This window comes from Collinsella sp. AM18-10, from assembly GCF_003471585.1.
In the GTDB taxonomy this organism is placed as follows: domain Bacteria; phylum Actinomycetota; class Coriobacteriia; order Coriobacteriales; family Coriobacteriaceae; genus Collinsella.
Window position 1 is genome coordinate 189469 of sequence record NZ_QRJO01000001.1, and the last position, 19437, is coordinate 208905.

The 19437-nt window shown below is 60.8% G+C and carries 15 protein-coding genes; 4 read left to right on the plus strand and 11 right to left on the minus strand.

Annotated features, from left to right (window positions below; genetic code table 11):
* Window positions 1-89: 89 nt before the first annotated feature.
* Window positions 90-1541 (minus strand): APC family permease, encoded by a 1452-nt coding sequence (locus DW211_RS00810; RefSeq protein WP_118258655.1) that lies wholly within the window; start codon window positions 1539-1541, stop codon window positions 90-92.
* A gap of 356 nt (window positions 1542-1897) precedes the next feature.
* Here DW211_RS00810 and DW211_RS10250 point away from each other — a divergent pair, with 356 nt between their 5' ends.
* Window positions 1898-2899 carry a C39 family peptidase gene (locus DW211_RS10250; RefSeq protein WP_233540910.1) on the plus strand — a complete coding sequence of 334 codons (1002 nt, stop codon included), beginning with the start codon at window positions 1898-1900 and terminating at the stop codon, window positions 2897-2899.
* Between the two features lie 331 nt (window positions 2900-3230).
* On the opposite strand, the gene arcC is transcribed toward DW211_RS10250, so the two are convergent.
* Complete coding sequence (gene arcC, locus DW211_RS00820) at window positions 3231-4193, minus strand: carbamate kinase (protein ID WP_006235166.1); 963 nt, start codon at window positions 4191-4193, stop codon at window positions 3231-3233.
* A gap of 435 nt (window positions 4194-4628) precedes the next feature.
* Here arcC and DW211_RS10080 point away from each other — a divergent pair, with 435 nt between their 5' ends.
* On the plus strand, window positions 4629-4778 hold the full coding sequence (locus DW211_RS10080) for a hypothetical protein (RefSeq protein ID WP_156333784.1): 150 nt from the start codon (window positions 4629-4631) through the stop codon (window positions 4776-4778).
* Window positions 4779-4885: 107 nt separating this feature from the next.
* Window positions 4886-6247: an ATP-binding protein gene (locus DW211_RS00825; protein WP_089573252.1), complete on the plus strand. Its 1362-nt coding sequence runs from the start codon at window positions 4886-4888 to the stop codon at window positions 6245-6247.
* A 435-nt stretch (window positions 6248-6682) separates the two neighbouring features.
* Here DW211_RS00825 and nifJ read toward each other — a convergent pair whose 3' ends face one another.
* The 6 genes from nifJ to DW211_RS00855 all read right to left on the minus strand — a co-directional run bounded on the left by nifJ (window position 6683) and on the right by DW211_RS00855 (window position 15496).
* Window positions 6683-10222 carry a pyruvate:ferredoxin (flavodoxin) oxidoreductase gene (gene nifJ / locus DW211_RS00830; protein WP_118258657.1) on the minus strand — a complete coding sequence of 1180 codons (3540 nt, stop codon included), beginning with the start codon at window positions 10220-10222 and terminating at the stop codon, window positions 6683-6685.
* A gap of 410 nt (window positions 10223-10632) precedes the next feature.
* Window positions 10633-11571: an FHA domain-containing protein gene (locus DW211_RS00835; RefSeq protein ID WP_022094220.1), complete on the minus strand. Its 939-nt coding sequence runs from the start codon at window positions 11569-11571 to the stop codon at window positions 10633-10635.
* Between the two features lie 3 nt (window positions 11572-11574).
* A complete protein-coding gene (locus tag DW211_RS00840; protein ID WP_118258659.1) occupies window positions 11575-13419 on the minus strand; it encodes a hypothetical protein in 1845 nt (614 codons plus the stop codon).
* Window positions 13416-14321 (minus strand): hypothetical protein, encoded by a 906-nt coding sequence (locus tag DW211_RS00845; protein WP_118258661.1) that lies wholly within the window; start codon window positions 14319-14321, stop codon window positions 13416-13418. Before DW211_RS00845 ends, DW211_RS00840 begins: the two co-directional genes overlap by 4 nt.
* 244 nt (window positions 14322-14565) lie before the next feature.
* Window positions 14566-15162: a recombination mediator RecR gene (gene recR, locus DW211_RS00850; protein WP_089573257.1), complete on the minus strand. Its 597-nt coding sequence runs from the start codon at window positions 15160-15162 to the stop codon at window positions 14566-14568.
* 13 nt (window positions 15163-15175) lie between these two features.
* Window positions 15176-15496: a YbaB/EbfC family nucleoid-associated protein gene (locus tag DW211_RS00855; RefSeq protein ID WP_118258663.1), complete on the minus strand. Its 321-nt coding sequence runs from the start codon at window positions 15494-15496 to the stop codon at window positions 15176-15178.
* Window positions 15497-15835: 339 nt separating this feature from the next.
* On the opposite strand from DW211_RS00855, the gene DW211_RS00860 reads away from it, so the two are divergent.
* A complete protein-coding gene (locus DW211_RS00860) occupies window positions 15836-16312 on the plus strand; it encodes a hypothetical protein (protein ID WP_118258665.1) in 477 nt (158 codons plus the stop codon).
* Window positions 16313-16337: 25 nt separating this feature from the next.
* Here DW211_RS00860 and DW211_RS00865 read toward each other — a convergent pair whose 3' ends face one another.
* The 3 genes from DW211_RS00865 to dnaX are packed head-to-tail and all read right to left on the minus strand — an operon-like array spanning window position 16338 to window position 19401.
* Window positions 16338-16610, minus strand: coding sequence for a DUF4160 domain-containing protein (locus DW211_RS00865; RefSeq protein WP_118258667.1), 273 nt, complete (start codon window positions 16608-16610; stop codon window positions 16338-16340).
* Window positions 16603-16863: a hypothetical protein gene (locus DW211_RS00870; protein ID WP_117817911.1), complete on the minus strand. Its 261-nt coding sequence runs from the start codon at window positions 16861-16863 to the stop codon at window positions 16603-16605. The genes DW211_RS00865 and DW211_RS00870 overlap by 8 nt, the downstream gene beginning before the upstream one ends.
* Window positions 16864-16917: 54 nt before the next feature.
* Window positions 16918-19401 (minus strand): DNA polymerase III subunit gamma/tau, encoded by a 2484-nt coding sequence (dnaX, locus tag DW211_RS00875; protein ID WP_158568457.1) that lies wholly within the window; start codon window positions 19399-19401, stop codon window positions 16918-16920.
* Window positions 19402-19437 lie beyond the last annotated feature (36 nt).

Genomic DNA, 19437 nt, shown 5'->3' on the forward strand with positions numbered 1-19437 from the left:
GGTTAAGGCCTCACAAAACTACCCAAGTGGTGCCGGGTTCGGTGCGCGGGAGAGAGGGCCCCGCGCACCCGATCCACCCCGGCTAGGCGTTATTTTTTGCGGGAATTGGTGAAGGCCATGAGGGCCAGGCCAACAGCCAGCCAGCCGATCACGATGCTCCACTCCACCATGTTGAGGGAGGCGGGAGAGAACGGGATCACGAGCAGGCCAATGATGGTGCCGCAGGCAACGATAGCGAGGCTGATGCCAAACTTGCCGCCGGGCACCTCGTAGGGACGAGGCAGGTCGGGCTCGGTGAAGCGCATGCGCAGGCAAGCGAGGGCGACCATGCCGCAGGAGAAGATGAAGGCGAGAGCCGACACGTTGGTCAGAGGGATGAGCATGTTCTTGCCCAGGAACGGACCGACGACGGTGATGACGCCCAGAACGACGCAGGCGAGCTTGGGAGCGCCGGACTTGGGATCGACCTCGGCGAACTTCTCGGGCAGCTGGCCCTTTCGGCCCATGGCGAGCATGATGCGGCTCGTGGCGCCGTAGAAGGAGTTCATCGGGCCCATGGGTCCAAGCGTGGCGATGACGAGCATGGCCAGGTACAGGAGCATGTTGATGCCCTTGAGGCAGGCAAGCGCGGGAACCGGGCTCTTAACAAACTCATGCCAGTCGAGGATGGTGCCGAACGAGTAGATGCAGACCATGTAGAAGCCGCCGGCGGCCAGCAGGGCCAGGGAGATGATCTTACCGAACTTGTTCCAGTTGAGGCCCTCGGCTGCTTCCTCAGCCTGCTGAGGAATGGTGTCGAAGCCGGCGTAGAAGAACGGGGTCAGAACCAGGACCGACACGATACCGGCGAACAGGCTGGCGCCCTCGGTAGCGGGCTTGCCGCCGCCAGCACCGGTGACCTGGGAGAACACGGGCATGGCGTTGTCCGGCGAACCGGTGAACAGCGAGACGCCCATGGCGAGCAGCATGCCGCAGAGCAGGGCCTTGGTCAGGAAGGCCTGGAGCTTGGCGGCCGAGCTGGCACCGCGGAAGTTGAGGAAGATGACGTAGACTGCAAAGCCGAGCGCGATTAGCGTCGGGAACAAGTAAACGTCGGCGCCCAAGATGGTGTAGAGCTTGACGGCGCGCAGCCACTCAAGACCGGGCAGGCTGCCGAACATCTCGGACACGAGGGTCGAAATGGCGATGGCCTCCCACGGGCACAGGATGCCGTTGCCCAGGGCCAAAAGCCATCCGGTGATGTAGCTCAGCGTACGGCCAAAGCTACGGTCGACATACTCGACGATGCCGCCCGAGATGGGGATAGCAGCCGTGAGCTCACCGAAAACAGCTCCGACGGGCACGAGGAAGATTGCACCCAAGAGGAATGCGATCATAGCGGGAACGGGACCGCCGCCCACGACCATCCAGTCGCCGACCTGCAGGACCCAACCAGTACCGATGATGGCACCGAAACCGATGGTGAAGAAGTTCCAGAGCGAAAGCGTTTTCTTCATGCCGCCGTTACCTTCGACTGCAACTTCTGCGTTCTTGTCCGCCATTGTTCCCCTCCTTTCCTTATTGACGCCTCTTTGGCGTCACCCCTTGCGCGGTCTGTTTTGCCGCGCGCTTTTATTTCGTGGCTTTAAGATACGGCCTTGGCACAGCAGCGCCGCTTGTGGCTCGACCGAAGGCAGAACTGCAAAACGAGCGGCGCCGTTTTTGGGACGAACGGCGGAAGACGTCATTCGTCTTGGACGCTTTCATCTTGTCTGCTTTTGAATACCTGTTGCCGTGACGCTTGGCGCGCGGCGCGGCAACGTTCATACCATTTGTCAGGCTTTTGGCGCACATACCCATGTGTCGCGCCTCTTTTTATGTAGGATAGACAAGTTACACATGAGGCAAGGTGATTCGAATGGCATATGGATACAATGACGGCGACCAACGGCCACAAAGCGTGCGCCTTGCCGGCCGCACCACGCCAACGCCCAGAAGCACCTCCGACAACGACAACCCGCAGCGCCCCCAAGAGCAGCTCGGGGCTTCTTCGCGGCAACAAAGCCGTACCGTGCAGCAGTCAGACCGCATGAGTACGAGCACACGCCAACGCCAGACCGACACATCGCAGCCACGCCGCTACGATCGCCGTAAGACCGACTACTACGTTAAGCGCTCCTTTTCGCGACCTCAACGCGATCGCGGCAATTCCGCCCCTCGCCCCGCGTCGCATACCACAAGCCACGCGCTTCCGGCCCGCCGCCTGCGCCTTGCGCTTTGCTCCATCGCCGCCTGCCTCGTCTTTGTGTTTTTGGGATCCTGTATCTCTCACGGATCAGCCGGTCTCGAGCCCACTGCCGAGGACAAGCTGCTTAAAGCTCCCGTCGCACCCGGTTACTCCTTTGCGTTCTCGACCCCACGCTCGCAGTGGAGTGCCGGCACCATGCCCCACATCTACCAAATTGACCCCGCATGGTCGGAGCTGCCCTATGCCGGTGGCACTATTCGCGAAAACGCTTGCGGTCCCACTTGCCTCACCATGGTCTATATCTTTAAGACCGGCCACACCGATAAGACGCCGGTCGATATATGCGCACTGGCCGAAGCCGGCAACTACGCCCCCACTGGTGCCACCGAGTGGTCGTTTATGACAGGCGGTGCGTGGCAGCTGGGGCTCAACGGAACACAGCTCTATAACAATCGCGAATCGATTACCCAAGCACTTCGCTCGGGTGCGCCCGTCATCGCCGCAGTGCGCCCCGGCACGTTTACCAACGTAGGCCACTATATCGTGCTCTACGGCATCGACGATGCCAACCAGATTGGCGTCTACGACCCCAACTCGGCCAGCCGCAGCGCCCGCCGCTGGGGCGTGGTGGAGGTCCTCAACGAAATCGAAGCCATGTGGGCCTACTACTAGTCATTGGGGACACTCATTGGGGACAGACTTAAATGAGTAGTCATTTTTTGACCAGTCGTTTAAGAACGTCCCCAACGGCTACTCATTTAAGTCTGTCCCCAATGAGTACCCGCAGAATGAGAGTGGATAATCTCCCGTTTTTGGCCTGTTTGCAGGCTCAAAGTGGGAGATTATCCACTCTCGTCATTTTGGCGCTGCCCGCAGCACTACCCATGAACAGCTACCTCAATAGCAAAAGCCCCGCAGTCGGAGCGGACTGCGGGGCTCATGAAGAGAGGCTAGTTTGTGGGCGCTTTGCCTGGCGCCCACGAGAGATGCAACAGAGTAGAGACTACTCGTGGATGCGGGTACCGGAGAGACCGGCCATGGTCTCGGCGGCCTTGTCCAGAGCGCCGATGATGCAGGTGCGGCCCTTGCGGGAACGGGCAAACTTGATGGCAGCGCGGACCTTGGGCTCCATGGAACCCTTGCCGAACTGGCCCTCGTCGGCCAGGCGCTCGGCCTCGTCGGCGGTGAGGTCCTCGAGCTCCTCCTGGTTGGGCTTGCCAAAGTTGATGGCGACATGCTCAACGGCGGTCAGCAGGAACAGGACGTCGGCGTCGCAGTCCTCGGCCAGCAGCTCGCCGCCCAGGTCCTTGTCGATAACGGCGGGAACGCCCTTGTAGCAACCCTTGTTCTCGTAGTCGCGGACGACGGGGATGCCGCCGCCACCGCAGGCGATGACGATGAACTCGTTGTCGAGCAGGTTGAGGATGGAGTCAGCCTCGACGATCTTCTTGGGATCGGGGGAGGCGACGACGCGACGCCAGCCGCGGCCGGAGTCCTCGACGAAGACCTTGGAGGGATCCTCGGCCATGAACTCCTTGGCCTGCTCCTCGGTGTAGAAGGGGCCGATCGGCTTGGTCGGGTTCTTGAACGCGGGATCATCCGGATCGCACTCGATCTGGGTGACGACGGTGGCGGCGTGCCAACGCTTATAGCGCTTGTGCATCTCGCGGCCGATGCCCTGCTGCAGGTGATAACCAATGTAGCCCTGGGACATGGCGCCGCACTCGGGCAGCGGCATCTCGGGGGTACCGATGGCATCGTGGGCAGCGGCGAAGGCGTTCTGGATCATGCCGACCTGCGGGCCGTTGCCGTGGGTGATGATGATCTCGTTGCCCTGCTCGATAAGACCAAGGAGAGCGTGGGCGGTGTTGCTCACGGCCTCGATCTGCTCGACGGGGTTGTTGCCGAGGGCGTTGCCGCCGAGGGCGACGACAATACGATCGGGCTTGCCAAGAGGCTTAGACATTGCTGAAATCCTTTCTGTAAAAGGCCTACAACCCATTAATAACCCGCGTCCGTGCGATACGCGAGTTTATTAAGGTTTATATTCTCTTTATCGCTCATTTTATTCATTTTGAAAATACCTAAGCGGCGAACGGTCGATTTTACCCGCTCAGCGTAAAGAAGCCCAGTTCAGGCATATCTACGCCATTTACGTGCAACTTTATTTAAATAGAGCAGGGATTAGACCAGATTATGCAAACTATATCTTTGCTAAACACAAAACGGACAGCGCAATATCTTACTCGCACTATACGCGATTCTATACATTAATTTGACGAGTATGCACCCCTGCAAAAACATGGGGCTTTTCATCCAACATAAGGGATAGCCGATCGCGCTTCACCCCGCGGCAAGCGACTGCGAGTTCGCAGTATGGAACTTTACCGTCGGCTTCTGCATGAACGCTGCCGACGCCCTTTCGCTCCTGCGCGCCCAAGCAGCCGAGAACGCTAACGGCGCCACTGTCAACCTGGCCACCCTCAACAACGGCGCCGCCAGCCTTTTCGCAAAGTACCGTGCTGGTTCGCTGGCTTTGAGGCCTAAGTGAGCTTTGCTATTTGCCAATTTTTGTATGATTTGGGTCAAATCTATTTGTCAATTTTTGTATGATTAGGGGCAAATCTATTTGCCAATTTTTGTCAATGAGGTGTTTTAATGCTACGCCGCAAAGTCACTGATAGGCTTTTGAGCTGGAAGAATAACTCCCATAAGGCCCTGCTTGTTACCGGTGCGCGTCAGATTGGCAAGAGCTATGCGATTCGCGCGTTTGGAAAGAGCAACTACGCTTCGTATTATGAGGTCAATCTGCTACTTGATGCCGAGGCAAGAGACGTACTTGTTGGCGCTAAGAACTCCATTGACTTCATCAACCGTGTGGCCCTTCTTGCGGATGCACCGCTTGTTGAGGGAGATACGCTTATCTTTGTCGATGAGATTCAGGAGTATCCGCAGATCGTTACACTTATGAAGGCGCTGGTCGAGGACGGACGCTTTAGCTATGTCTTCTCGGGGTCTATGCTTGGGACTGAGTTTAAGGGGATCTCTTCTTTCCCGGTGGGGTATGTCGAGCACATTGTTATGCGGCCAATGGATTTTGAAGAGTTTTGTTGGGCAAACAGCATCAGCGAGAATGTGCTTGCAGACATCCGCAGCTGCCTTGTCGAGAGGCGTCCCGTCGAAAATTTTATTCATGAGGCGATGCTCAAAAACTTTAGAGCTTATATCGTTTGCGGCGGCATGCCGGAGGTCGTTCAGAACTATATCGATTCGGGCTATTCGCTCGTGAGAACGCGTGAGCTTCAAATTCAGCTAGTCGATCAGTACAAAAGCGATATCTCTAAATATGCATCGACTCGAGCGTTTAACGTTCGCTCCATTTTCGAGCAAATTCCCGTTCAGCTTGAGGCGGAGTCCCATCGCTTTATCGTCTCGTCTCTAGGCGAGGGAGCTCGTCTTCAAAAATACGAGCAGGATTTCCTATGGCTGGTGAACGCAGGCGTTGGATTGATGGTCCCCCAGGTGACGGAGGCACGAAGTCCTCTCAAGAGGACGGAGAAAACGACGGCCTTTAAACTGTACGAGTCCGATACAGGTATGCTCGCATCGCGGTATCCCGGCAGCACGGCACGCGCCGTCTACCTTGACATGAAAACCCCCAACCTCGGCGGCCTCTATGAGAACGTGGTCGCACAGGAACTCGTTGCCCTCGGAGCAGATACGTGGTACTACCAAACGCGTGAGGTCGGTGAAGTCGACTTTGTAATCGAAGGTGCCCGCGGGCATGTTGTCCCAATCGAAGTCAAATCGGGCAAGAAAGTTCGAGCACATGCAGCCCTCGACCGTTTGATGAGTGTGGGCGAGTACAAAATTCCCGAGGCCGTTGTGCTGAGCCACGAAAACCTTTGCAAAGAGGGCAAGATCCTTTACGTTCCAATCTATATGACATTCTGTCTCGATGAGTTTATGGAAAAGGACGACCCCAACAACGATTTCTCGTTTGCACCCATATCTCTCTAGGTCATCTGAGTCCGCAAGCCAGCCCCCACGCCCAAAGTACTGCGCCTTTCGCGCCAAAGGCGCGAAACAGCAAGGGGATAGAAGGCAGCGACAACCAACTCCCCCACTATGCCCAAAGTGCTGCGATGTTTCGCGCAAAGCGCGAAACAGCACTGGGGCAGCAGAAGGCCACAATCAGCTAGCCCTCCATGCCCAAAGTGGCGCGTGGTTTCGCGGCCACGCCGCGAAACAGCGACCGGGACAAGGCACCCCCACAGCCACGTCCTTCATTCAGCCCCACAATCCGAGGACGTAGTCGTAGCAGGATCTGAGGGCTGACCTTCGCGGACATTCCGCAGGACGAAAGAACCCCCGCCGCACGAAGTGCGCAGCGGGGGTTCTTTCATGTCCGAGGACGTCCGCGAAGGTCAGCCCTCAGATCCTGCGGTGAGAGGCCTAGGCCTCGTTGTACACCGTCTTGAGCTTCAGCAGGTGCTGATAGCGGTCCATAGCGGCCTGCTCGTTCTCCTTGAAGAGCTCCTCGGCGCGCTCGGGGAAGGAACGCGTCAGCGAAGCGTAACGGGCCTCGTTCATCAGGAACTCCTGGTAACCGCCCGCGGGCTCCTTGGAATCGAGCGAGAACTTCTTGCCGGCAGCAGCCTCGGGGTTGAAGCGGAAGAGGTTCCAGTAACCGCACTCGACAGCCTTCTTCATCTCGGCCTGGCAGTTCTGCATGCCGCCCTTCTTGATGGAGTGCATCTCGCAGGGGCTGTAGCCGATGATGAGGGACGGGCCGTCGTAGGCCTCGGCCTCGTGGATGGCCTTGAGGGTCTGAGCCGGGTTGGCGCCCATGGCAACCTGTGCCACGTAAACGTAGCCGTAGCTCATGGCAATCTCGGCCAGAGACTTCTTCTTGGTCACCTTACCGGCAGCGGCGAACTGAGCGACCTGGCCCAGGTTCGAGGCCTTGGAGGCCTGACCACCGGTGTTGGAGTAAACCTCGGTGTCGAAGACGAAGACGTTGACGTTGTGGCCGGAAGCCAGGACGTGGTCCAAGCCACCGAAGCCGATGTCGTAGGCCCAGCCGTCGCCGCCGAAGATCCAGAAGGACTTCTTGGTGAGGTAAGCCTTGTCGGCGAGGATCGCCTTGGAGGCGTCGCAGCCGCACTTCTCGAGCTCGGCAACGTAGGCAGCGGCAGCGGTCTTCGAGGCCTCGGCGTCATTGACGGAGTCGATCCAAGCCTGGCCGGCGGCCTTGAGCTCGTCGGATGGACCATCGGCAGCGATGATGTCCTGGGTAGCGGCGATCAGCTTGTGCTGAACGGCCTCATAGCCAACGGCCATGCCCAGACCATGCTCGGCGTTGTCCTCGAACAGGGAGTTGTTCCACGCCGGGCCGTGACCGTCCTTGTCCTTGCAGTAAGGAGCGGTGGCAGCGGGGTTACCCCAAATGGAGGAGCAGCCGGTGGCGTTGGAAATGAACATGCGGTCGCCGGCGACCTGGGTCACCAGACGTGCATAGGCGGTCTCGGCACAGCCGGCGCAGGAGCCAGAGAACTCCAGGTAGGGCTGCTTAAACTGGCTGCCCTTGACGTTGGCCGCGATGAGCTCCTTCTTCTCGGAGACGTTCTCGACCATGTAGTCCCAAACGGGCTGCTGGTCCATCTCCTGCTCGGTGGGAACCATCTCGAGGGCGCCCTTGGGGCAGACCTTGACGCAGTTGGTGCAACCCATGCAGTCGAGCGGGGACACAGCCATGGTGAACTTCATGCCCTTGGCCTTGGGGCCCATGGCGTCGAGCGTGCGGATAGCCTCGGGCGCGGCGGCAGCCTCGTCCTCGGTCATCGCGAACGGACGGATGGTGGCATGCGGGCACACGTAGGCGCACTGGTTGCACTGGATGCACTTGGTCTCGTCCCAGTGGGGAACGACCACGGCGACGCCGCGCTTCTCGTATGCGGAGGCGCCCAGCTCAAACTGGCCGTCGGCGCAACCGACGAAGGCGGAAACGGGCAGGCTGTCGCCGTCCATGCGATCGATGGGCTCGAGCAGGTTCTTGACCTGCTGGGCGATAGCGGACTTGGTCTCCTCGGAGAGCTCGACGGGAGCGGCATCCTCGGCGGTAGCCCAGTCGGCCGGAACCTCGAACTTACGGAAGGCGGTAGCGCCGGCATCGATGGCCTTGTGGTTGGCGTCGACGATAGCCTGGCCCTTCTTCATGTAGGACTTGGTAGCCGCGTCCTTCATGTACTGCAGGGCGTCCTCGGCGGGCAGGACCTTGGCCAGCGCAAAGAAGGCGGACTGGAGCACCGTGTTGGTGCGCTTGCCCATGCCGACCTTAGCGGCCAGGTCGATAGCGTCGATCAGGTAGACGTTGACGTTGTTGTTCGCGATGTAGCGCTTGGCCACGGCGGGCATGTGCTCGGCGAACTCCTCGTCGCTCCACTGGCAGTTGACCAAGAAGGTGCCGCCCGGCTTGACGTCGCGGACCATCTTGAAGCCCTTAACGATGTAGCTGGGGTTATGGCAAGCGACAAAGTCGGCCTTGGTCACGTAGTACGGCGAACGGATCGGAGAATCACCAAAGCGCAGGTGCGAGACGGTGACGCCGCCGGTCTTCTTGGAGTCGTACTGGAAGTAGGCCTGGACGTACTTGTCGGTGTGGTCGCCGATGATCTTGATCGAGTTCTTGTTGGCGCCGACGGTACCGTCGCCACCCAGACCCCAGAACTTGCACTCAATGGTGCCGGGGGCTGCGGTGTTGGGCGCATCCTCGGCCTCGGGCAGGCTCAGGTTGGTCACGTCATCGACAATGCCGATGGTGAACTCGCGCTTGGGCTCGTCCTTCTTGAGCTCCTCGAAGACAGCAAAGGCGGACGCGGGAGGCGTGTCCTTGCTGCCCAGGCCATAACGGCCGCCGACGACCTTGATGCCCGTCTTGCCGGCCTCGTAGAGAGCGGAGACGACGTCCTGGTAGAGCGGCTCGCCGATGGAACCCGGCTCCTTGGTGCGGTCCATGACGGCGATCTTCTGGACGGTCTCGGGAAGAACGTCGACGAAGTGCTTGATGGAAAACGGACGGAACAGACGAACCTTGACCAGGCCGACCTTCTCGCCGTGAGCGTTGAGGTAGTCGATGACTTCCTCGAGCACGTCGCAGAAGGAGCCCATGCACACGACGACGCGGTCGGCATCGGGAGCGCCGTAGTAGTTGAACAGGCCGTAATCGGTGCCGAGCTTCTCGTTGATCTTCTTCATGTAGCCCTCGACGACGGCGGGAAGCTCGTCGTAGACCTTGTTGCAGGCCTCACGGTTCTGGAAGAAGATATCGCCGTTCTCGTGGCTGCCGCGGGTGTGCGGGTGCTCAGGGTTGAGCGCGTGGTCGCGGAAAGCCTGGACGGCGTCCATGTCGCACATCTCGGCAAGATCCTTGTAGTCCCACATGGCGACCTTCTGGATCTCGTGGCTGGTGCGGAAGCCGTCGAAGAAGTTGAGGAACGGGGTCTTACCCTCGATGGCGGCAAGGTGAGCCACCGGCGAGAGGTCCATGACCTCCTGGACGTTGCCCTCGGCGAGCATGGCGAAGCCGGTCTGACGACAGGCCATGACGTCGGAGTGATCGCCAAAAATGTTCAGGGCGTGGGAAGCGACGCAACGCGCGGAGACGTGGAAGACGCCCGGGAGTTGCTCGCCCGCGATCTTGTACATGTTCGGGATCATCAGGAGCAGACCCTGAGAAGCCGTGTAGGTGGTGGTCAGAGCACCGGCGCCCAGCGAACCGTGAACGGTACCGGCCGCACCTGCCTCGGACTCCATCTCGACGACCTTGACCGGGGTGCCGAAGATGTTCTTGCGACCCTGGGCCGCCCACTGGTCGACATGGTCGGCCATCGGGCTGGACGGCGTAATGGGATAGATTCCCGCTACCTCGGTGTACGCATACGAAACATATGCGGCCGCCTCGTTGCCGTCCATAGACTTAAACTTACGCGCCATATACCCCTCTCCTCTCATATAGGTATACAGGCCCCGGCGATTGCCGGGATATTGGCGTGATGGGATTTACGCTGTTGCTTCCAATCATCTGGCAGGCAGGCTCAGCAGCAGGTACGTGGCGTGGAGAGAAGACATGCCGAGGCGAGGGGCAACTGATGCGCCCCACAGACCCGACCGCCCGTCTTGCACATGACCGAGCGCCGCAAAGGCCGCATGCCGGATGCTCCCGGGCACGCCCCGGCGATGGGAAGCGCCCGCAACGGAAATCCGCATGCGGGTTTATTGTACCCCGCCGTCAAGTGTAATTTCGGCAAATATAGGCGGGCGGTAAAGGTTTACCTCGGGTCCTCGGGTGACTGCCGGGAGCAAAATGATCCCTTGGGGACGGAGGGACCATTTGGCGGGACTGGCTAGAGGGCACCGAAGAGGATGGCGTAGGTAGTGGATTCGCCGAGCTTGAGCTCGTCGCCGGGATTGAGTTGGGCGGAACGGCCGGGCTCGACCTGAATGCAGACGCGCGTGGCCCCGTTTACCACCACGGTTCCGTTGGTGGACGACAAGTCCTCGACGTGCCAGATATTTTGAGCATCGCACCAGATATGGGCATGGCGGGCCGAGACATCGTCGCCGACGTCGGTAATATCGCCCTCACCAGTGGCCAGCGCGCCAATCTCAACACCCTGCTCGCTCGGCTGAATCCAGCGCGGGGCGCTCACGACAAAACTGTTTTGTACGCGCAGCAAGCCCAAGGGGTGCGCCGGGGCGGGTTCGCGTTCGCCCGCGGTCATCGACATGCCAAGCGAACGCGGCGTGGAGGTGCCTCCGCCACAGGTCGCGTGCGCGTAGTCGATGGCATAGTTCACCGAGGACCGCACATCCGCCGAACAACCGACGGCGACAAACAGCACCAGCACGGCCTCGGCGCGCTCGGCGGGCATGAGTTCCGCCGCCTGGGACAGGCGATCGAGCGCGTTGCGATAGAGATTCGTGTCCTGGTGGCACTCTTCGAGCGCGCGTACCATCGGTTCACCTGCAGGGCCGCACACCATATTGATCACAGCCGTGGAGTCCATGGGATTGCGCTGGCGCAGGGCCAGTTGCGACATAATACGCGCAGCCGAGGTACCGTATTCGGCAAAGTAGCGCTGCTGAAGCGTGCCGACCGGCGCGCGAACGATAAAGCGGGAAACCCAAGAGCGATCGGCGGCTCGGCTCTGCGGGCTGCGGCCGTCGGCGAGCGGACGGGACGAAAGCACCAAGCCGCACAGCTCGATATGGCTCAGATGCGCCGCGCGCTTAAAGATGTCAAACATGGCCCCGCATGGGGTGAGCTCAACTTGAGATGCCATGACCTAGGCCTCCTTGGTCGTAGAAATAGAATCGGACGATACTTCGACAGGTCCGCCAAAAGTACGGGCAGCTGCGGCTCCACCGGCAAGCGGAGTCGCCATCTGGGCTTTTGTGCGTCGCGGTGCCGAAACGGGAAGTTCAAAGGCAAAGCCCATCGCAAGCAAAAACCACGTAAGCGTATAGGTTGCAACCAGAGCGGCAACAAGGCCACCCATCACGGCGCGTTGGGAAAATACGCTACATACAGCCACAACCAGCACCGGAACCTCGCAGGCAGAAAGCGCAAGCACACCCTGCAGGAACCCCGAGCGCCGATCGCGCGCAAGTGCCCCCGCGGCAACGCCGGCTATGCCTGGCAGCGCCAACGCCAGTGCGGCAATAATACCCGGTAGCGGCCCAGACCACACGAGCGATCCCAAAGTCACCGTCACGCGAGCGCCCGACGCCAGCAGCGCGGCCGAGACCACGACCACAGCCCAAACCACGCCGCAGGCGACCGTCGCGCCGACCATCAGCGCGCGACGAACCGCGCGGCCGGACGCATCCATGGGGCACGGCGTGAGCGGCTCGCCGCGGAGCGAACGACCGACATTTTGCGCATAGTGGTCACAAAACGCCGAGAGCGCCGCCTCGACCGCCGCCGGCTCGGGACGATCTTTTTGATGGCTGGACAGACAGGCCATCACCACGTCGAACAGCTGGGCATCGACAAACGCCAGCGCATCGCGTAGCTCTTCGGAATCCGGCTCAAGCCCTAGCTGCTGGGCCTGCTCGGCCGCGGCGAGCGCCACATCGGGCTCACGACGAAGCAGCTGAGTCAAATCACAACCGGGCGCATGGGCACCAATGGGATAGTCGGGCCGCGTGTCCATCTTGAGACGGTAGGGGCTCGCGATGTCGCGTGTCTTTTTGCGCGAACCCGAGGTGCCCGAAGTGCTCGGCGCGGCTTCGTATGGCGCGACGCCGGCAATGAGCTCGTAAACCGTGCTTGCCGCGGCATAGACGTCGATCGCCGGCGACATACGCAAAGCGCGCAGGTCGGGAATATCGTCGGTGAGCATCTCGGGCGGGGCATAGGCAACCGTCGCGCGACGCAGCGTGGCATAACGCTCCGTAAACGACGCCTTGCCGCCGGTACCGGCCACGGCCGACGCAGGCTCGAGCGCCAGCGACGAGCCAAAGTCGATCAGACACAGGTCAAAGGTGCCCTCGGCAAGCTGCCGGTCAAGCGGTAGACGCGCCGTACGCACCATAATATTAGCGGACGAGATATCGCGATGGACAAAGCCCTCACCCACCAGGCTCATACGGCAGAGCAGATCGAACAGGTCGCGACCCAGACGCGCCGCCACAAGCGGCGACAGGCGTCCGGCATCGTCCACGGCGAGTCGCGAACGCAAGCGGGCGAGCGTCTCGCCCTCGACCCATTCCATGACAATTGCAGGCACACCGTCGACCTCGCCCCAGCCATAGAGGCGGGGAAAGCCCTTAAGGCCCGAAAGGGCGCGATGGCATTCATATTCCTCGCGAAACGCCGCCTTGAACTTGGCGACCAGTGCCTCGTGAGTTGCATCGTCGTCAAACTCATCGCGCGTCGGCAAGATGAGCTGCTTGAGCGCCACGGCCTCGCCTTGGGCGTTGACGGCGCGCGTTACGCGGCCGATGCCGCCACGGCGCATGGTGGCATCGTCGGCAAACAGCATCGTAAAACGACGCAGATAGGCAGGCAGTTCGTCCTGACCGAGCGCAATGGCCGGCTCAAACCCGTCGACACGCGCCAGGCGCAGGCCGACCATGGGATCGCGACCGAGCGATTGTGGTGTGGTGGATGCAAGATCGGTCATCATAGGGCAAGCGCCGCCACGTTATTGTTGAAGTTACCGAGCGCGACGTCATCATCGCCGTAATGGCCGACCCATTGACATAGGTTGGTGTAACAACCCCACAGATTGGCATACTGCTGATACCACTTTGACCGGGGCGAGAATGTCTGACGACCGAACTCGGCTCGAATGACAAACATCTCCCCGACCAGGCTGTCGCACGGCCTGGGATCTCCCGTAGAGTTATAGGTCGAAACCACGTCATTGGCACGAGAAACATAGCCGTCGAGCATGTTGTACTTGGTCACAAGCCAACGGTGAATGCTCTCTTCCTCAGCAGCGGAAAGGCCACCGGAGCTTGCATCGTTATCAGTGTTGCCGCCCGTCGATCCGCCGTTTCCAGACCCTCCGGTAGAGGAACCCGACCCAGAGCCGCCGCCCGAACTCGATGAATCCGAGCCGGAGCCAGAAGTATCCGAGCTACCGGGCTTTCCGGAATGCTGGGCGTCCTGCTCCTTCTGCTGCTCGACCTTATTCACCGTTGCCGCCACGCTATTGTTGGACAACCGATCGATGATCTTGGTGTTGGTGAGCACGATGGTTTTGCCATTGGCAAGCGTGACTTCGTTGTCCGGGGCCTCGGCGCCGTCCGCGTCGTCAGTGCCAAACACAATATGCGCGACCACACTTGCCCAAGCATATCCAGTCGTGGTGCCCAGATCACTTTTGACTTCATGCCCCACGCGCGGTTCGCGTGCGGCATGCGCCTGCATCATGGACGGCACGGTCATGCCATAGACAGAAACGCCAGCTATGACCAGTACCAGCGAGCAAGACAGCAGTGCGTACGCCCGCGGCGCCAAGCCCAGTCGGCGTCGCATGCGCATCGCGGCGCCGCGCTTTGTCTGAGTGCCACCGGGCCGCATGCGTTCTCCTCCAACAAAAACACGCCGCTCGGGAGCGGCGCATTCATTCGAATCCATATTTGAGTGTATCAGCGAACCCAAAAGGTTGCGCAACGAATGGGCAAATTAAGGATGCGAGTGGAAGCATCCATGCGATAAGCGGATATAAAGCATCTTTGTTGCACAACAAACTTACAGTCGCACGGGGAATTATGACTACCCCGTGCGTCGCAATGAAGACATACGGCAGGAGCAGGCTCGCCACCTAAATCGTGCGACGGGCCTCGATGGCGCGTCCAAGCGTAAGCTCGTCGGCATACTCCAAGTCGCCGCCCACGGGCAGGCCGCTCGCCAGACGCGATACCTCAACGCCCAGCGGCTTGATAGTGCGGGCCAGGTAGCTCGCCGTGGTCTCGCCCTCAATATTGGGGTTGGTGGCGATGATGACCTCGTGGATGTCCTCGTGGCCCAAGCGTGCCAGCAGCTCGCGAATGTGCAGCTGCTCGGGACCAATCTTGTCCATGGGACTGATCACGCCGCCCAATACGTGGTAGAGGCCATGGTAGCTGCCCGTGCGCTCGATTGCCTGGACGTCGCGCGGCTCGCCCACCACGCAAATGCGAGTGGTGTCGCGCATCGAATCCTGGCAGATGGAGCACTCGTCGGCCGTGGCGTAATTAAAGCAGCGGCTGCAAAAGTGGACCTCCTGCTTGACCTCCAGGATGGCCTCGGCCAGGCGGCGTGCCTCCTCGGCGTCGGCCTCCAACAGGTAATAGGCGATGCGCTGAGCCGACTTGGGGCCAATGCCCGGCAGGCGACCCAGCTCATCGAGCAGTTTTTGCAGGCTATGGTTGGCACTCATATATATGCGAGTCTTAGAACGGCATGCCCGGGATGTTGAGGCCGCCGGTGATGGCGCCCATCTGCTTGTTGGCGAGCTCGTTGACGCCGCGGACGGCCTCATTGACGGCAGCCATGATCATGTCCTGCAGCATATCGACGTCCTCGGGATCGAGCGCATCGGGGTCGATGGTGAGGTTGATGAGCTCCATCTCGCCGTTAACGGTCACCTTGACCATGCCGCCGCCGGCAGAGGCGTCGACGGTCTGGGACTTGAGGTTCTCCTGCGCGGCGGCAAGCTGCTCCTGCATCTTGCGAGCCTGCTTCATCATCTGCTGCATGTTCATACCGGCCATGATGGCTCCTTTACGTGCGGCCGCACGCCGAGCTGCAAGGGCAGCCGGAGCACGGCGGGACTTTCAAACTCAAAAATCGTACCACGGCGCGAAGCCAGAGAGCGGGGCGGACACGCTACCTCAGTCGATATACATGTCCTCCAATACAAACCACGCGCAAAGATTATGCAAGGCCGAATTATGCAAGGTTGCATAATATCGCATACTCAATCTAGTAGAGCCGAATCCGGCATTTCATGTGTGCCACTAAATAGCTAAATGCCAAACCGCTGCTCGAGGCGGAGCACATGGCGGCAGGGTATAATTTGATTGTCATAGATAGCAATTTGGAGGTGCCCCATGAATGCCCCCGACGCGCTCCAAAACATCCGCTCAAAACACCCCGTTGCATATGTGGTTCTCTATCTCTTTGTCGGCTGGGCATTGCTGGTTGTCATCACCCATGCTATAGCCTTTGGAGCAGAACTGCTGATAACCAGCTCGGACCAGCCCACCGTCAAATGGGAAGCGACCGATGAGTGCACCGATGGAACCCGAACCATTTACTACAACAGCCCGTCCCTCTACCAAGAGTTCAAGGTCAAGATAAAGGACTCCAAGATTGTCGGTGCCGAACCAGGCGCTTTCTTGACAATCGGAGCAACCCTCGACGCCGAGCAAGTCGAGTACACGGACAGCCGCGCGACGTATCGTGTCGACCTCAGCACCCTAGGCCGACCGTCACGCATCTGCCTGCTCGAATGCGAGACACGCGGTACCACGCTACACATGTCCGAAATTCAAATGCGCCCGGATAAAGAGCCCCTAAAGGGCTAGGGGTCCTAAGCCCAGCAAGCGATTCTCAACAGTAAAACGACAGCCCACCGGTTGTTTCTTTCCAGCGTTTGCAAATCAGCGCATGGTTAGATGAAACAAACTGCATGATATCGCGTAAATCCCGAGCAGGAATATCGCCCTTGTTATGGGCCAGCTTGCATCCGCCGGAGCGGGTAAGCCATATCCTGGTTGCCTCGGCAGTGGGGTGCTTGACCGCAACGTAAACATGGACAGGTTCGCCGTTCTCCCCCGTCCAGAAAAAGATGATGTACGGCCCGAGTCGAAACAGACTAGGCATAGACTCGTCCGCCTTCGTAGGCAAAACGCAGGATGAGCGGGGCATTGTTGCGCACGAAATCATCGAGTTCTTTGAGGTCCGCTTCGCTAAAGCCCTCGCGTGACACCCAATTGAATGCCGGCAAGATGCACTCCGCCGTGTCAAAACCCCAATCGCGCGGGCGCTCCACAACAACCTTCACCGTGTTGTCCTCCCGGACTTCGGAATACGAAACTTGCGTATCGTCCTCAAGGCGGACATATTCCCACATCATAAGCTCGCTCCGTTCAAAGACGTCTCTTCTTGAGCAGTATACCCGCCTGTACAGCTACTCCACCGGTTTGAAGATGGTGGACTGACCGAAGACGCTGCGGATGAGGGCTTTGGCCTCGTCCTCGGTCTGCGGGATGCTTGGGGCTGCGCCCTGATGGCCGAAGGGACTGCCCGCGCCGGGGTTGGACTCCCAGGGAGCTGCAGGAGCGTCCTCCTCTTTGGGGGCAGTTGCAGCGGGCTTGGGCGCGGGCGTCGCACCCGGCACGTCGAACGGAGGCAGATCGTCCCCGCTCGCATCGCCTGCAAAGCCGCCGACCATGGCGTCATCGTAGGGCACCTGCTCGGATTCCCACGGTGCAGGCTGCGCAGACGGCTGAGCCTTGGGAGCGGACGCGCGCTCGGGCGCTCGGGGTGCGGGCTCGGTCGGGAGCTTGCCCGTGGCAGGAGCGCCAGCGGGGTTGTCGGAGCGCAGCCAGGGGGCTTTGCCCAGGTCGGATGACTTGGGCGCAGGCGCGGCGGCGGGCTTGGGCACGGGGACCGGAGCAGCCTGTTTGGGCGCAGCGGGTTCAGGCGCCGACGGGGTCGGTGCCGCTACCGGTGCCGCTTTTGGCTGCGTCGCGCTGACGTTCGAGGATGCAGGGGCCGCCGAGGACACGGGTTGCGGGTCCGCAGATGCCGCAGCCCGTGCAGATGGAGAATGCTCCTCATGTTGAGGAGCCAGCGTGCCACCTCCATCCAGGACGTAGTCGACGGTGCGACGACCGAAGACCGCACTGACTGTCGGCAGGACCACCGACTGCGTGTCGGCGCGTCCGAGCATCTTGATGGCAAAGGTCGAGCCCGCGGGGAACGAGACCGTGAGCTTGGAGCCGTCGTCTGCTGTGGCGCGGGCATTGAGCAAAAGCCCTGCGTAGGAGGCCTGACGAGCCTTGACGCGTTCGACGACCTCGGCCCATTTGCGCTGGAGCTCACCGGCATCCTCGACCGCGGGGGTCTCGGCGGCACCAGCGGCAGCAACCTGGGCGGCGGTGTTGGGCTGGGGCTTAGGTGCCGGAGCGGTGGCAGGCGCGGGGGCTGCAACGGGCTGAGGCGTCGGAGCCGGCGCAGACTGAGGTGCAGACGCTGCAGGCTTGGAAGCCGACACGGACGCAGAACGGGGCGCAGGCTGAGCCGCCGGAGCGGCAGCACCACGGTCCCAAGGCATACCGCCCTGGCGCGCGGACGTATCAGCGGTGGTAGCAGATGCCGCCGGAGTAGCGGCTCGGGCACCCGAGATCAGCGTCGGCTGCTGGGCAGCAGCGGGTACGGATGCTGCAGGCGCGGTGGCCTGAGCAGCAGCCACGCTCGCCGGCACGGCGCCGTTGGCAACCATGGCCTCCAGACGCGCCACGCGCTCGGCCAATGCCTCAATCGTTAAATCAGCCTCGGGACGTGCCAGACGCGTACAGGCAATCTCGAGCACCAGGCGCACGTCGCTCGCGCCCCTCATCTCCAGTGCGGCATCGTCGAGCACCGTCAGCACGCGGGCCAGGCGGTCGGCAGGATGCTCGCCAAAGGCAGCGGCCTCGGCAGCAAGCGCCTCGGCCTGCTCGGAGCCGCCCTCAAACAGCTCGGCACGGGCACCGGCAACGCAGGCAACGTACACGTCACGCACATGCGCTACCAGGTCGCGCGTCAGCTCCAGCAGGTCGTTTCCTTCCTCGACCTGCGCACGGATCAGTCCATAGAGCTCGGCAACATCGCGATCGGCAATGGCGCGGGAAAACTCGCCCAGAATCTGGTCCGAAACCTCGCCTAAAAGCGAGCGGGCATCGTCCGCATGCACAGAACCGTTGCCAAAAACGCTCAGCTGCTCCAGCGTGGAGAGCGCGTCGCGCATGCCGCCCTTGGCATGGCGCGCCACGATGGCGAGCGCCTCGTCGTCGTAATCGAAGCCCTCCTGCTCGCATACGTATGCCAGGCGATGCTCAATATCCTCGTTGCCGATGCGATGGAAATCGAAACGCTGGCAGCGCGAGAGGATGGTCTCCAGAATCTTTTGCGGGTCGGTGGTGCACAGCACAAAGATCACGTGTGCCGGCGGCTCCTCAAGCGTCTTGAGCAGCGCGTTGAACGCCGCCGTCGTGAGCATGTGGACCTCGTCGATGATATAGATCTTGTACTTGCCGCGCACCGGGGCAAAGTTGACGGAGTTGATGATCTCCTCGCGCACGTTGTCCACGCCGGTACGGCTTGCGGCATCGAGCTCGTAGACATCGGGGTGGTTGCCCTCGGCAATGAGCTCGCACTCCTCGCAAGTACCGTCGGGCATGCAGCCGCTTGCACCCTCGGCGCGCGCCGCCTCGGCATTGCGGCACAGCAGCGCCTTGGCAAGGATGCGCGCCATGGTGGTCTTGCCCGTGCCGCGCGGTCCGCAGAACAGGTAGGCGTGGGACAGGCGTCCCTCGGTGATAGCGTGCTCGAGCGTCGAGACGATATGCTGCTGGCCCACCACGGAGTCGAAGGTGAGCGGGCGATACTTTCGGTACAACGATTCCATGGGTGCTCCCCCGGGTATACTGAGACTTGTTGCCGC

Coding starts and splice junctions, on each gene's coding strand:
- DW211_RS00810 (WP_118258655.1), bottom strand. CDS start 1,541: ATGGCGGACAAGAACGCAGAAGTTGCAGTCGAAGGTAACGGCGGCATG.
- DW211_RS10250 (WP_233540910.1), top strand. CDS start 1,898: ATGGCATATGGATACAATGACGGCGACCAACGGCCACAAAGCGTGCGC.
- arcC (WP_006235166.1), bottom strand. CDS start 4,193: ATGTCTAAGCCTCTTGGCAAGCCCGATCGTATTGTCGTCGCCCTCGGC.
- DW211_RS10080 (WP_156333784.1), top strand. CDS start 4,629: ATGAACGCTGCCGACGCCCTTTCGCTCCTGCGCGCCCAAGCAGCCGAG.
- DW211_RS00825 (WP_089573252.1), top strand. CDS start 4,886: ATGCTACGCCGCAAAGTCACTGATAGGCTTTTGAGCTGGAAGAATAAC.
- nifJ (WP_118258657.1), bottom strand. CDS start 10,222: ATGGCGCGTAAGTTTAAGTCTATGGACGGCAACGAGGCGGCCGCATAT.
- DW211_RS00835 (WP_022094220.1), bottom strand. CDS start 11,571: ATGGCATCTCAAGTTGAGCTCACCCCATGCGGGGCCATGTTTGACATC.
- DW211_RS00840 (WP_118258659.1), bottom strand. CDS start 13,419: ATGATGACCGATCTTGCATCCACCACACCACAATCGCTCGGTCGCGAT.
- DW211_RS00845 (WP_118258661.1), bottom strand. CDS start 14,321: ATGCGGCCCGGTGGCACTCAGACAAAGCGCGGCGCCGCGATGCGCATG.
- recR (WP_089573257.1), bottom strand. CDS start 15,162: ATGAGTGCCAACCATAGCCTGCAAAAACTGCTCGATGAGCTGGGTCGC.
- DW211_RS00855 (WP_118258663.1), bottom strand. CDS start 15,496: ATGGCCGGTATGAACATGCAGCAGATGATGAAGCAGGCTCGCAAGATG.
- DW211_RS00860 (WP_118258665.1), top strand. CDS start 15,836: ATGAATGCCCCCGACGCGCTCCAAAACATCCGCTCAAAACACCCCGTT.
- DW211_RS00865 (WP_118258667.1), bottom strand. CDS start 16,610: ATGCCTAGTCTGTTTCGACTCGGGCCGTACATCATCTTTTTCTGGACG.
- DW211_RS00870 (WP_117817911.1), bottom strand. CDS start 16,863: ATGATGTGGGAATATGTCCGCCTTGAGGACGATACGCAAGTTTCGTAT.
- dnaX (WP_158568457.1), bottom strand. CDS start 19,401: ATGGAATCGTTGTACCGAAAGTATCGCCCGCTCACCTTCGACTCCGTG.